The organism is Candidatus Pantoea symbiotica, assembly GCF_056491525.1.
Map to the genome: position 1 here is coordinate 1,653,814 of NZ_JBSZHR010000002.1, position 13,934 is coordinate 1,667,747.

At 56.3% G+C, this 13,934-nt stretch carries 11 protein-coding genes; 4 read left to right on the forward strand and 7 right to left on the reverse strand.

Annotated features, from left to right (window positions below; all coding sequences use genetic code 11):
• Nucleotides 1-60 precede the first annotated feature (60 nt).
• Nucleotides 61-1,089, forward strand: a complete 1,029-nt coding sequence (malI, locus tag ACXIZX_RS08305; RefSeq protein WP_479403925.1) for a Mal regulon transcriptional regulator MalI — start codon at nt 61-63, stop codon at nt 1,087-1,089.
• Between the two features lie 142 nt (nt 1,090-1,231).
• On the opposite strand, the gene ACXIZX_RS08310 is transcribed toward malI, so the two are convergent.
• Nucleotides 1,232-2,731 (reverse strand): YdgA family protein, encoded by a 1,500-nt coding sequence (locus ACXIZX_RS08310; RefSeq protein ID WP_479403926.1) that lies wholly within the window; start codon nt 2,729-2,731, stop codon nt 1,232-1,234.
• A gap of 132 nt (nt 2,732-2,863) precedes the next feature.
• On the reverse strand, nt 2,864-4,039 hold the full coding sequence (gene manA / locus ACXIZX_RS08315; RefSeq protein WP_479403927.1) for a mannose-6-phosphate isomerase: 1,176 nt from the start codon (nt 4,037-4,039) through the stop codon (nt 2,864-2,866).
• A 197-nt stretch (nt 4,040-4,236) separates the two neighbouring features.
• Here manA and fumC point away from each other — a divergent pair, with 197 nt between their 5' ends.
• Complete coding sequence (gene fumC, locus ACXIZX_RS08320; protein ID WP_154152367.1) at nt 4,237-5,634, forward strand: class II fumarate hydratase; 1,398 nt, start codon at nt 4,237-4,239, stop codon at nt 5,632-5,634.
• Between the two features lie 90 nt (nt 5,635-5,724).
• On the opposite strand, the gene ACXIZX_RS08325 is transcribed toward fumC, so the two are convergent.
• From ACXIZX_RS08325 to tus, 4 genes are all read right to left on the reverse strand, one after another.
• Nucleotides 5,725-6,369 (reverse strand): anti-sigma factor, encoded by a 645-nt coding sequence (locus ACXIZX_RS08325; RefSeq protein ID WP_479403928.1) that lies wholly within the window; start codon nt 6,367-6,369, stop codon nt 5,725-5,727.
• Nucleotides 6,366-6,920: a sigma-70 family RNA polymerase sigma factor gene (locus ACXIZX_RS08330; RefSeq protein WP_179451065.1), complete on the reverse strand. Its 555-nt coding sequence runs from the start codon at nt 6,918-6,920 to the stop codon at nt 6,366-6,368. Before ACXIZX_RS08330 ends, ACXIZX_RS08325 begins: the two co-directional genes overlap by 4 nt.
• A gap of 43 nt (nt 6,921-6,963) precedes the next feature.
• Nucleotides 6,964-7,527, reverse strand: a complete 564-nt coding sequence (locus ACXIZX_RS08335) for a fasciclin domain-containing protein (RefSeq protein WP_008110148.1) — start codon at nt 7,525-7,527, stop codon at nt 6,964-6,966.
• A 94-nt stretch (nt 7,528-7,621) separates the two neighbouring features.
• Nucleotides 7,622-8,551: a DNA replication terminus site-binding protein gene (gene tus, locus ACXIZX_RS08340; protein WP_479403929.1), complete on the reverse strand. Its 930-nt coding sequence runs from the start codon at nt 8,549-8,551 to the stop codon at nt 7,622-7,624.
• A gap of 157 nt (nt 8,552-8,708) precedes the next feature.
• On the opposite strand from tus, the gene ACXIZX_RS08345 reads away from it, so the two are divergent.
• Nucleotides 8,709-9,908, forward strand: a complete 1,200-nt coding sequence (locus tag ACXIZX_RS08345) for an MFS transporter (RefSeq protein ID WP_479403930.1) — start codon at nt 8,709-8,711, stop codon at nt 9,906-9,908.
• 158 nt (nt 9,909-10,066) lie between these two features.
• Nucleotides 10,067-10,552 (forward strand): RrF2 family transcriptional regulator, encoded by a 486-nt coding sequence (locus ACXIZX_RS08350; RefSeq protein WP_008110154.1) that lies wholly within the window; start codon nt 10,067-10,069, stop codon nt 10,550-10,552.
• A 216-nt stretch (nt 10,553-10,768) separates the two neighbouring features.
• On the opposite strand, the gene oqxB is transcribed toward ACXIZX_RS08350, so the two are convergent.
• Complete coding sequence (oqxB, locus tag ACXIZX_RS08355; protein WP_061720138.1) at nt 10,769-13,921, reverse strand: multidrug efflux RND transporter permease subunit OqxB; 3,153 nt, start codon at nt 13,919-13,921, stop codon at nt 10,769-10,771.
• Nucleotides 13,922-13,934 lie beyond the last annotated feature (13 nt).

Sequence of the window (13,934 nt, forward strand, 5' to 3'; positions counted from 1 at the left end):
TTTGGTGCAATCAGTGTAACGTTTTACCTCTTTGAATTTGGACGTTGGTAACGGAACGCTATGTCCCAGCAGAAAACCACTATTCATGATGTGGCGTTGGTCGCCGGGGTGTCGGTCTCTACCGTGTCGTTGGTGCTCTCCGGCAAAGGGCGTATTTCGCCCGCTACGGCCACACGTGTCAATCAGGCGATTGAGCAGCTTGGCTACGTGCGTAATCGTTCGGCCTCAATCTTGCGCGGCGGCGAAAGCGGCGTAATCGGCTTGATCGTGCGCGATCTCAGCCAGCCATTTTATGCTGCGATGACGGCCGGGCTTAGCGAAGTGCTGGAGCAGCAGGGCAAAGTGCTGGTGCTGACACAAAGCGGTCAGCACGGCCAACATCTTAAACGCTGTTTTGACACGCTGGTGGCGCAGGGCGCGGAAGGGATTGTGCTCGGCGGCGCGGTGGCGCAGGCGGAAACGCTGGTGCCGCAGGCGCAGGAGCAGAACATTGCGTTAGTCTGCGCCTCACGCGCCAGCAGCCTGGATAACGTCGACTCATTGCGTCCCGATAATAGTCAGGCGGCGCGCATGGCGACGGAGTATCTGATTCGTCAGGGCCATCAGCGCATCGCCTGGATGGGCGGTTTGGGATCGTCACTGACGCGCGCCGAGCGGATTGGCGGCTATTGCGCCACTTTGCTGCAATACGGTTTGCCGTTTCGCTCCGACTGGATCATTGAGTGTGACGATCGCCAGCAAAGCGTGTCGGCGTTGACGCTGCAATTGTTGCGTCAACATCCCGGCATCACGGCGATTTTGGCGCATAACGGCAGCACCGCGCTCGGCTGCTATTTCGGCGCGTTACGCTGTGGGCGAACCTTTGGTGAAGGCGCGGTGGATAGCTACTACACGCAGCAGTTGGCGCTGGTGGGCTTTAATGACGATCCGCAGCGGGAGTTGCACGATCCCACCATGACCTTTGTCAGTAGCGAAGCGCGTGATGTAGGAAGAAGGGCGGCGGAAAGGATGTTGCAGCGGCTGGCGCAGCCGGAAGCGGAGATTCAAAACTTGATTGTGCCGCCGCAGCTAATGCGCGGGGAAGTTTAAGGGCGGCCAATTGGCCTAATGCTTGTCAGTTAAGCGTGAAAAGGTCGCCATAAATGGCGACCCTACGGGGATTTGGCGGGATTTTCGTAGGGTGCGCATTCATGCGCACCTGCATACATTGGCAATTTATTGCTTAAGTGATTTACTCAGGCATGCCTTCGCTGGTCGGTGCGCCAAGCATATAACGTGACAGGAACTGCTCCAGCGTCATCTTGTCGCCGTTCATGGTTACCTGACCGTTGCCGTATTGCAGGCTGGTGACGATGTTGTCATCCTGCTGCTGCGTCAGGCGGAACATCTGGCCCATCGCCGCTAAACCTTTCACCTGCTGATCCGCCAGCTTCTGCGCATCATCACCCTGATAACCTTCCGCTAAACCGACATGACGCATGGTTTCTGTCGCCATCGGCATATTGATCGCCAGCTTGCCGTCGAGGGTTTTCAGCACGCGATCCACTGCGGCACCCAAACTCTGCGCTTCGCCGGTGACGGTGGCCGGATCGTTAAAGCCGACGTTCAGGTTAAAGGTGCTTTCACCTTTGTCATTTTTCCAGCTCAACGGCGCGATGCTCAGCGTTGGCGAGCCTTTCAACAGCGTTGGCAGGTTATTACGCAGGATGGTTTGCACGCTGGCCTGATAGCGAATTGGATCTTCCGCCACGCCCGGCTGGTTCAGCAGATCCTGCATCTGCGCATTGTAAGTATCCGAGAAGGCTTTCACCGCCTGCGCATCAAATTGCGCAAACTTCATCGCCAGCTTAGCTTCACCAAATGGCTGCTTCTGCAGGGTAATCTTGTCAACGTTGACATCCAGCTGCCCGCCAATCTTGCCCTCTTTATTGTCGAAGGAAGAGGTGGTTTTCAGCTTCTCCAGTGACAAACCTTCCTGACCGTTGATGCTGGCATCCAGTTTATCCAGAGAGATCGACTGATCGCCAACGCGCACGCCTTCCGGGCTGAGGTGGGTATCGCCGCTCAGCTTCAGGCCATTGAGCGTGAACAGCACTGGCTGTTCCACCTGATTTTTGCTGGTGACCGCGATGCTGGAGAAGTCGCCGTCGAGGCTGACTTTGTCGCCTTTGCTGTCGGCGCTGATGTTCAGCGTGCCGCCGTTGGTGGCCAGACGATCGCCGGTCTGCGGATTATTGTAATCCACCGCCAGCAGGTTGAGATCGGTATTGGTCGCACCGCTGTAACCGACGCGGGTATCAGCATTAACCAGCGATCTGCCGTTGGTTAGTTCAAACAGTTTCTTCACCGCATCGGTGTTTTCCAGCTCGGTATGCACCGACGCCATGCTTGGGATCAGGCTGCCGCGCTTCAACTGGGCGAACGGGAAAGGACCGTGATCAATAGTCTCGTTCAGCACGATGCTTTGACCAGGCTTCAACAGCGGGTTGTCATTGGTTTGCGAGCTAGCCTGTACTACCAACTTGGTTTTGCTGCTGAACACGCCGCGCTGGTAATCCTGATAGCTCAGCGTAAGTCGGCTGTTCGGTGCGTAAGCATTCAGCTGCGCGTTGGCATTCTGCAACATCTGATCCATGTGGCTTTCCAGTTGTTTACCGGTAAACCATGCAGCACCAGTCCAAATCACGCCGAGCGCCACAATTACACCTACGGCAACCTGGGTCTTTTTCATCGCTGTGTCGTCCTTATCCTTGCGTCCGCACGCCGCTGGTCGGTGCGCGACGGGTGAAGAAAAACGCCCGCAGGCGTTTTAAATTAATAGTTTGAAAGAATAGCAGTTAATGCTGGCAGCGTCAGCCGGAACTCAGTTGAGCGTGTTAAATACGCGCGCCAGACGACCGGTGCCCGCCGCGTTGACCGGCGACTCATTGGCGGCGACAAAGCAGGATTCGCCTGGCTTCAGCACCAGCTGTTGACCGGACTTCTCAATCACCGCCTGGCCTTCAATACAGAACAGCAGGGCAGCGCTGTTTTGTGCCAGCGATTGCGGCGCAGCAGAAAGTCCATGAATGGCAAAGGCAAAGTCTTCTACCGGAATCGGGAAGTTCAGGGTTTCGCCGTCGCGCTGCGGCTGAGTCAACAGCGTCGCGGCCGGTTTTGCCTGGAATTTCAGGTTAGCCAGCAGTTCCGGGATATCGATAAACTTCGGCGTCAGACCGGCGCGCAGCACGTTATCGGAGTTCGCCATCACTTCCAGCGCCACGCCTTTCAGATACGCGTGCGGCGTTTCGGCAAACAGGAACATCGCTTCACCCGGCTGCAGGGTGATGACATTGAGCAGCAGCGGCGAAAACAGCCCGCTGTCGTCCGGATAATCGGTGGCGATGGATTTGATCGTCTGCCACGGTTCGCCTTCACGCGCATTGAGCGCCGATTTCAGTACGCCGATGGCGCGCGATTTGGCCTCGTCTTGCAGCGAAAGCAGGGTGGCGAACAGTTTTGCCAGATTGGCTTCGTTAGCGTTTTCGAGGAAGTGAGCGATTTGCGGATGCGCACCGGCCACCGGCTCCAGCAGCGAGACAATTTCATGCAGCTCGCGGAAACCGTTCATCGCCTGGAATGGCGTCAGCGCATACACCAGCTCGGGCTTGTGATTGGCGTCTTTATAGTTACGTTCAGCGGCGCTGAGTGGAATACCAGCGGCATTTTCACGCGCAAAACCCTCTTCAGCAGCGGCTTTGCTCGGGTGTACCTGAATCGACAAAGGCTGATCGGCGCACAGTACTTTAAACAGGAATGGCAGCTCGCCGAAACGTTCCGCCACCGCATTGCCTAGCGTGGCGACTTTGTCGGCATCAATCACTTCGCGCAGAGAACGCGCTTCACCGTTGATCTCAACGGTCGAAGGGCTTTTCGGGTGCGCGCCCATCCACAGTTCCGCCATCGGCAAACCTTGTGGATTTTCGATGCCGTAGAGTTCTGTCAGCGCAGTTTTGCTGCCCCAGGCGTAATTTTGCAGCGAATTGTTCAATTTTTGCATCGTTTACCCTTAATAACCGTAAGTAAATAGGCTTATTAAAGCAGAAAGTGCCATAGAAAATACACGAACAAGTGCAATAAAGGCGATAGGCTCGCATAATGTTAAATTCTTGTATGTGACAATCTTGCTCGCTCAACGGCGTCGCGGGAAGGCGTTTAGAGCGGAAACCTCAAAATCTGAGCTAAGGAGACGTAGTCATGGCAGCCAATCGCATTGAAAAAGACTCAATGGGACCGATCGAAGTACCGGCAGATAAGTTGTGGGGCGCACAAACCCAGCGTTCGCTGGAACATTTCAAAATCTCAACCGAGAAAATGCCAGTGGCATTGGTGCATGCGCTGGCGCTGACCAAGCGTGCGGCGGCGCAGGTGAACCAGGATCTCGGCTTGCTTCCTGCCGATCGCGCCCAGGCGATTCTTAAAGCCGCCGACGAAGTGCTGGCAGATAAACACAGCGACGAGTTCCCGCTGGCGATCTGGCAGACTGGCTCCGGCACCCAGACCAACATGAACATGAATGAAGTGCTGGCCAACCGCGCCAGTGAAATTCTTGGCGGCGAGCGTGGCATGTCGCGTCTGGTGCACCCCAATGACGACGTGAATAAAAGCCAAAGCTCCAACGATGTGTTCCCCACCGCCATGCACGTGGCCGCGGTCATCGCCGTGCGGGAGCAGCTGATTCCGCAGATTCATGTGCTGAAAAAGACGCTGAGTGAGAAGTCCGACGCTTTCAAAGATATCGTCAAGATTGGCCGAACCCACTTGCAGGATGCGACCCCGCTGACGCTCGGCCAGGAGATCTCCGGCTGGGTGGCGATGCTCGAGCACAATCTCAAGCACATCGAAAACAGTATTCCGCACGTGGCGGAGCTGGCGCTGGGTGGCACCGCAGTTGGTACCGGCCTGAATACCCATCCGGAATACGCGGTACGTGTAGCCAAAGCGCTGGCCGATTTGACCAAACAGCCATTTGTTACTGCGCCGAATAAGTTTGAAGCGCTGGCGACCTGCGATGCGCTGGTCCACGCGCACGGTGCGCTGAAAGGTCTGGCGGCTTCGCTGATGAAAATTGCCAACGATGTACGCTGGCTGGCCTCTGGCCCGCGTTGCGGCATCGGCGAACTGGCGATCCCGGAAAACGAACCTGGCAGCTCAATTATGCCGGGCAAAGTGAACCCGACGCAGTGCGAAGCGCTGACCATGCTGTGTTGCCAGGTGATGGGCAACGACGTGGCGGTGAACATTGGCGGCGCGTCCGGCAACTTTGAGCTCAATGTGTTCCGTCCAATGGTGATCCACAACTTCCTGCAATCGGTGCGACTGCTGGCCGACGGTATGGACAGCTTCAATCACCACTGCGCGATTGGCATTGAGCCGGTACGCGAGCGCATCGATCAGTTGCTGAACGAATCGCTGATGCTGGTGACCGCGCTGAATACCCATATCGGTTACGACAAAGCGGCGGAAATCGCCAAGAAAGCCCATAAAGAGGGCCTGACACTAAAAGGCTCGGCGCTGAAGCTCGGCTATCTGACCGAAGAGCAGTTCGATGAGTGGGTACGTCCGGAAGAGATGGTTGGCAGCATGAAGCAGTAATTTGCTGTTAAAAGTTAGGAGACATAGCACCCATCGTAGCGGCGCAATTCATTGCGCGATAAATCGCGCCGCTACGGAATGTGCGTTGATTTACAGCTGCCCGCTATACATCACCGGACCGGTTGGCTGGCCCGTTGGCGAGCCGCCGCGCGGTTCAAGGCTGATAGCGATCACGCCTGAGCGAGAAATCGTGCTATTTAACGCAACATCGGTTGCCTTCTGGTTATCCAGCAAACCCAGCGAAATCGGCGATTTGCCCGGCGGAATCAGCCACAGCTGCAAACTGTTGCTGTCGGCGATGGCCACCGGATGTAACGGCGTCAGGCTCAGCTGCGCCAGTTTGCTGTCCGCGCTGACCACCCATTGCTGTTGATGCTGAGCATCGTTCAGTACCGTCAACGGTGTTAACGTCGGCTGCTGCAGGAACAGTGAGGCGAGCAGGGCGATCGCCGCGATACTGGCGGCCGCCAGCCAGCCGGCATAATGACGTTTAGGTTGAATCGCGCGTTGCTCGGGCAAGCTCAACGTAATCTTCTTCCACACCTTTTCCGGCGGCGTGACCGGCGCAAGCTGATTATCAAGGCCCGCCAGCATGGTTTGCCAGCGTGCGACGTTAGCCGCAAGCTCGGGCTCGTTACGCAGCCTGCGCTCAAAGCGCAAACGCGCCAGCTCGCTTAAGGTGCCCAGCGCATACTCGGCCGCTAAGGCATCATCGCGTTGTAAGTTTTCGTTCATAGGCCCACACACTCCCGCAGATGCTCCAGCGCGCGGCGAATCCAGCTTTTTACCGAGCCAACTGGCTGTTGTAGCCAGGCGGCAATATCACTGTGGGACATTCCCTGATAATAGGCGAGCGTGATGCTTTGCTGCTGTTCGCTGCTCAGGTGGCCAATGCAGTGTCGCAGGCGATCGGCTTGCGCCGGATCGTGCCAGGTATTCTGTTCGTCTTCCGCCGTTATCTGCATTAGATCGTCAAACTCTTCTGTATTAAGCGTCATGCGCGCTTGTCCGCTGCGTAACCCGTCAATGCAGCGATTGCGCACAATGTGCGTCATCCATGTCATCGGCGCGCTAAGGGCGGCATCGTAGGCGTTGGCGCGGTTCCAGATAGTGAGATAGCAATCGTGCAGCACCTCTTCCGCCCAGCCTTGCTGGCGTAGCATGCGCAGGGTGAGGGCGAAGAGATGTGGCGAAGTCAGTCGATAGAGTTGTTCAAACGCGCGGCGATCGCCCTGTGCGATCGCCGGCAATAACGTCACTAATTGTTCTGTTAGCCTATTATCCATAATCTTCCCGGTTGGCTAAAATGCCCAATCCGAGTATAGGCAATTACTTAGGCATTAAGACGGTATCAATCACATCAATCACACCATTTTTCTGATTGACGTCATAAGTGCTGATATTCGCCACATTGCCTTGACCATCTTTCAGTTGAATATTGTGCGGGCCATTATTCATAATCCACAACGGTTGGCCGTTAACAGTTTTCAGCTCGGCATGACCGCCACCTTGCTTGATTTTCATCTCCAGCGCTTTCATGTCGTATTTGCCCGCCACCACATGATAAGTCAGGATGCTGGTCAACTTCGCTTTGTTCTCCGGTTTCACCAGGCTATCAACGGTGCCCGCTGGCAACTTGGCGAAGGCCGCATTGGTTGGCGCGAAGACGGTAAACGGACCTTTACCTTCGAGGGTTTCCACCAAGCCCGCCGCTTTAACAGCAGCAACCAGCGTGGTGTGATCTTTAGAGTTCAGCGCGTTTTCAACGATGTTCTTTTGCGGATACATCGCGGCTCCGCCTACCATCACGGAGCCATTATCCATCGCGGCGAATGCACCTGCGGTGAACAGTAAAGTGCTGGATACGACTGCAATGCCCATTAGCTTTTTCATCATAAATCCTCGTAGTAGGGAGCGAAGAAGTTGCTCACACTCTGATATACGAGGGCAGGTGATGAATTGGATGCAGTGATTTTGAAATTTATTTTTAAACCTGCCGATCGCTCCATAAATGCAGGCGCGGAATGATCAGATGCAGCGGCTCGGCCAGCGGTTTGTGGCGATAAGCCACGTTATCGGCATCGTAATTCAGCAGCTCACCCAGAATCGGTACCTGGGTGCGATCGCGGCACAGCACCAACAGCGGAGAAGGGCAGGCAAGTTGCACCTGTTTCTTTTCGCTGGCGCGCCACACGCGGGCAATCGGCTGCACCTTAACCGGACGTTTGATTTTCAGTTTCGCACCCGCCGGTAACGCGAGGATCGCTTCCAGCTCCAATTGCACTTTTTCCGCCCACTGCTCGCGCGTCCACGGCGCCTGAGCGCGATTGGCCTTCAGGCTGCGCTCCAGCTGTTCAACCACCTCATCACGCGTGACGTTTTTGATGATATTTTTATTTGCCCAGCCGAAGCGCAAACTGTCCGGTGAGTGAAGCAGCGTCACGCTGCGGTAAGCATTGAGCGTAATTAACCCGCGCAGATGCTGGTGGACAAACTCAAAGCGCGCTTCGCTCGGCAAGCCCGACTCCACGGTAATCAGCTGTTCCAGCCGCTGCTTCAGGGTATTTATTTCCGCAACCTGCTGCGTAATCTGTTCATGCACATCGCCGTCGGCTTCAATGCAAATCGCGCCCGGCAAACGCACGGCGGCTTTGGTGCTGAGCTTTTCCGATTGATGCTGCATAAACAGGCGGCAATAGTGCGCCAGCGCCATATCGCGCGCCGTTTTGCCAAGATGCTGCGTCACCGCGATGCGTTCAATTTCATCATGTTCACGGCCTTTCTCGATTTCCGGCAGGCCAAACACCCGCGCAATCAGCAGCGGTTGCTGCTCAATCTGTTGACGCAACGCGCCCAAACCCGCTTCCAGCGCATTGACGCAGTCATGCAGATCGGCAACCAAATCATAACGAGCCATAATTGGCCTCCATAGTTACAACATACTGTTCAGTGTACTGACTTAGATGCCGGTCTGCCAGCGCAGCGCAAGGTTTTTGTTAAGCAGCTAACGGCGGGATTTTTCCAGCGGGATGAACGTGTTATAACAATGCTTTGCCTGCTAATGGATAATTGTTGTGAAGCCTCAGCCAAAGCCACCTGCCGCCGCCATCGTTACGCTTGGATTAGTGCAAATCCTGTCATGGGGCGGCTCCTTCTATCTTATGGCGGTGATGGCTAATCCCATCGTGGCGGAAACCGGCTGGTCGCAACAATGGGTGTATGGCGCGCTATCGCTCGGCATGCTGATTTCCGGTTTGCTGGCACCGCTGAGCGGGCGACTGATTTCTCGCACTTATGGCCGCGCATTGCTGGCGGCGAGCGGGGCGGTGATGGCACTCGGTCTGGTGATCATGGGATTGAGTCATAACCTGCCGCTGTTTCTTTTTGCCTGGCTGATTATCGGCATTGGTATGGCGATGGGCCTGTACGATGCGCTGTTTGCCACGCTCGGCACGCTGTACGGCGGCCAGGCGCGCGGTGCGATTACAGGCATCACGCTGATCTCCGGCTTCTGTACCACTTTAGTGTGGCCTGGCACCGCGCTGCTGATTCACTGGCTGGATTGGCGTGGCGCCTGTTTTGCTATCGCCGGATTGCTATGTGTTTCAGTGTTGCCCGCCTACCTTTACGCGCTGCCCGCGCCGGAAGGTAAAATTGCCGCCGCCAAAGCAAAACCAACCGCGCAGGGCGACGAACTGGCGCCAACGCTGTTTTGGCTGCTGTGCAGCATTTTCACTCTCGCATCGGTGATCATGACGGCCATTTCGGTACAGCTGATCACCTTGCTGCAGGCCAGCGGCCACACGCTGGCGTCGGCGCTGGCCATCAGCGCGATTCTCGGCCCGTGTCAGGTGGGATCACGCATCGTGGATATCGCCTTTAAGCGCGGTCACCCGATCTGGACCACCTTTTTCTCGGTGGGATTAGTGGCGCTCGGCTTGCTGCTGCTGGCGTGTTATCCGCAATTTGCGGTGCTCAGCATGGTGCTGTACGGTGCCGGGAATGGGTTGCGTGCCATTGTGCGGGGAACTTTACCGCTGGTGATGGTCAAACCAGAGGCTTACGCGATTGTGGTAGGGCGCATGGCGCGTCCCGCTTTAATCGGCCAGGCATTGACGCCGCTGGTTGGCGGCTATGTGTTTCAGCACCTCGGAGCCAGCGCCACGCTGTGGTTGTTGTGCGTTCTGGCGTTGATTAACGTGCTGTTGGTGGTGCTTTTGCAGCAGAAGTTGCCGCAGGCCAGCCCACAGTCGGAAAGGGGAGTGATAAACTAAGCAGCCTGTGCGCTTCTGCCCGATTAAATGGGGAATACGTGCCTGGATCACGGACGTTGACTTCTAAAAAGCAACAGTGTTTGTTATATTTATTGCTCATTGATTACTCACTGTCGCGGCATAAAAACAACAAGATAACCGCAACTCAGGATATAGAAATGCTTGATTACCGCTTCCCGACAGCTTTGCAGATGGTTTTGAGCGTAGCGATGGCGGAGCAACTGGGTAAACGCTCGACCAGTGCCATATTGGCGTATGGTCTTGAAGCGAACCCCAGTTTCATTCGGAAACTTATGGTTCCGCTCACGCGTGACGGCATCATCGTCTCAACGCTTGGCCGCACCGGCTCGATTCATTTGGGTCGCCCGGCCGCTGAGATCACGCTGCGCGATATTTATACTTCTGTGATTGAAGATAAAAAACTCTGGGCATCGCGCCCTGATGTGGCACCGCGTTGTTTGGTCAGTGCCAACCTGTGTTGGTATTTCAAATCGATTGCTGAAGAGGCTGAAGAAGCGTCGTTAAAAGTGCTGGAAACCCGCACCGTAGCGGACGCGCTGGCCGAACTGAAGCATAACGACACCAGCAACTGCGAAGAGCTGCCCGATCTCGAACTCGCCGACCTGTGTAAGAAAGGCCGCTAAAACCACACCCCGTAGGGTCGCCATTCATGGCGACCTTTTTTATTACCTCATGCTCCAGCCATACAATTCCATGCACATTAGCGAACTGCACTTCATTTTTAGCTAATCGGTCACCATAAATGGCGACCCTACGGTTGTTTGACAAGGTTTCTGTAGGCTGCACATTTATAAAAAATCCGGGCACTTGGCCCGGATTGTTCATTTAACCTAAAACCTTCACACCGTTTGCACTTCACCCTGCGGCTGCTTGCGCGTCACCAGCTTACGCAGCGTCACATAGAACACTGGTGTCAGGAACAGACCAAATAGCGTCACGCCCAGCATGCCAGAGAACACGGTAATTCCGGTAACGCCGCGCACTTCCGCGCCCGCACCTTCACCAAGAATCAGCGGAATGGTACCGGCGATAAAGGCAATCGAGGTCATGACGATGGGACGCAGACGCAGACGACAGGCTTCCAGCGCCGCATCGACAATGCTCTTGCCCTGCATCTCCAGCTCACGCGCAAACTCGACGATGAGAATCGCGTTCTTACACGCCAGCCCCATCAGCACCACCAGCCCAACCTGCACAAACACGTTGTTATCGCCACCGGTCAGCCACACGCCGACCAGCGCAGAGAGCATGGTTACCGGCACAATCAGGATCACCGCCAGCGGTAACGTCCAGCTTTCATACAGCGCTGCCAGCACCAGGAACGCCAGTAAAACGGCGACCGGGAAGACGATCAGCGCGGTATTGCCCTGCGTTGATTGTTGATAGCTCAGGTCGGTCCATTCAATGTTCATGCCGTTTGGCAGCACCTGCGTCGACATCTCTTCCAGCTTCTGCATCGCCTGCGCCGAAGAGAGCACGCGTGGGTCGGCATCGCCAATCAGGTCCGCTGCCGGATAACCGTTGTAGCGAATCACCGGATCCGGGCCGTACGTGGTGGTGATATTCACCATGCTGCCAATCGGCACCATTTCGCCGCGATCGTTGCGGGTACGCAGATTACCGATATCCTGCACGCTATCGCGGAAATCGCCGTCCGCCTGCGCCATTACGCGCCAGGTACGACCAAACTTATTGAAATCGTTAACGTACGACGATCCCAGATAGGTTTGCAGCGTACTGAACAGTTCGGTCAGCGACACGCCTTGCGCTTTGGCTTTATCACGATCCACCTGCACATCCAACTGCGGCACGTTGGCCTGGTAGGATGAAATCGGGAACATCATGCCCGGCGTCTGTAACACCGCACCCGTCATGGTGTTGATGGCGGTTTGCAGCGCGCCGTAACCCAAGCCTGCGCGATCCTGCACATACAGCGAATAACCCGAACCTTGTCCCAGACCCAAAATCGGCGGCGGCATAATCGAGAAGCCAAAGCCTTGCTGGATTTTCGAGATTTTGGCGTTGATCTCGGCGTTGATCTCCGCCGCACTGCGCTTACGCTCGTTGAACGGTTTCAGGCCGAAGAACACCGTGCCGGTATTCGGCGTGTTGGTGAACTGCAACGCATTCAGGCCGGGGAAGGCGACCGAATAGGCCACGCCTTCGGTGTTCATGCCGATTTCGCTCATCTTGCGAATCACTTCATCGGTACGTGCCAGCGACGAACCTTCCGGCATCTTCACGCCGCCAATCAGATAGAGCTTATCCTGGGTCGGAATAAAGCCGCCCGGCACGGTATGGAACATAAAGCCCGCACCGGCCAGCAGCAGCACGTACACGCCGAACACCGCACCACGACGACGCAAGGTTTTACCCACCAGCGATTCATAGCCATCCGAACTGCGCTGGAAGAAGCGGTTAAACGGACGGAACAGCCAGCCGAGCAGGCGATCGATAATTCGCGTCGGCATATCCTTCGCGGCATCATGCGGCTTCAGCAGCAGCGCCGCCAGCGCCGGTGACAGTGTCAGCGAGTTGATGGCGGAGATCACCGTCGAAATGGCAATCGTCACCGCAAACTGCTTATAGAACTGACCGGTAACGCCGGACAGGAACGCCATCGGTACGAACACCGCACACAGCACCAGCGCAATGGCGATAATCGGCCCGGACACTTCACGCATCGCCTGATGCGCCGCCGCCGTCGGCGACAAGCCTTGTTCGATATTACGTTCGACGTTCTCCACCACCACGATGGCGTCATCCACCACGATACCGATTGCTAACACCAGCCCAAACAAACTCAGGGTATTGAGCGAGAAGCCGAGCAGATAGAGGATGCTGAAGGTACCGACCACCGAAACCGGCACCGCCAGCAGCGGGATGATCGACGCGCGCCAGGTCTGCAGGAACAGAATCACCACCAGCACCACCAGCACAATCGCTTCGAACAGCGTTTGCACCACGGCACGGATCGAATCACGTACGAACACCGTTGGATCGTACGGCGCGGCCCACTGCACATCGTCCGGGAAGCGGGTTGCCAGTTCAGCCATTTTGTCGCGCACCGCATTCGACAGGTCGATAGCATTGGCACCCGGCGCCTGGAAGATACCGATACCCACCGCATCTTTGTTGTTCAGCTGCGAACGCAACGCGTAGCTGCCGGAACCCATCTCAATGCGCGCCACATCACGCAGGCGCACCAGCGTGCCGTCGTCGGCGGTTTTCAGGATGATATTGCCGAACTGCTCTTCGCTCTCCAGACGACCTTGGGTGTTGATCGACAGCAGGAAATCACTCTGTTTCTTCAGCGGCTCCGCGCCAAGCTGACCGGCAGAAACCTGCACGTTCTGCTCCTGCATCGCGCTGACCACATCGGATGCGGTCAAGCCACGCGCCGCCACCTTATTGGGATCGAGCCACACGCGCATCGCGTATTCACCGGCCCCGAAGATCTGAATCTGACCCACGCCCGGCAGGCGCGCCAGTTCATCTTTCACCTTCAACGTGGCGTAGTTACGTAGATAGAGTGAATCGTACTTGCCGTGCGGCGAGAACATGTGCACCACCAGCGTCAGCGTCGGTGACATCTTCTGCGTGGTGAGGCCGAGTTGTCGCACCTCTTCCGGCAGACGCGCTTCGGCCTGAGCCACGCGGTTCTGCACCTGAACCTGCGCCTGATCCGGATCGGTGCCTGGACGGAAGGTCACGGTGGTGACCAGCACGCCATCAGAACCGGCCACGGATTTCATGTACATCATGTTTTCTACCCCGTTGATGGCTTCTTCCAGCGGCGTCGCCACGGAATCTGCAATCACTTTGGGGTTGGCGCCGGGATATTCCGCGCGCACCTGCACGCTGGGTGGCACCACGTTGGGATATTCACTGATCGGCAGCAGCGGAATGGCGATCAATCCGGTGGTAAAGATCAAAATCGACAGCACCGCGGCGAAGATCGGCCGGTCGATAAAAAAGCGGGAGAAATCCATAAAAGGCAGTCTC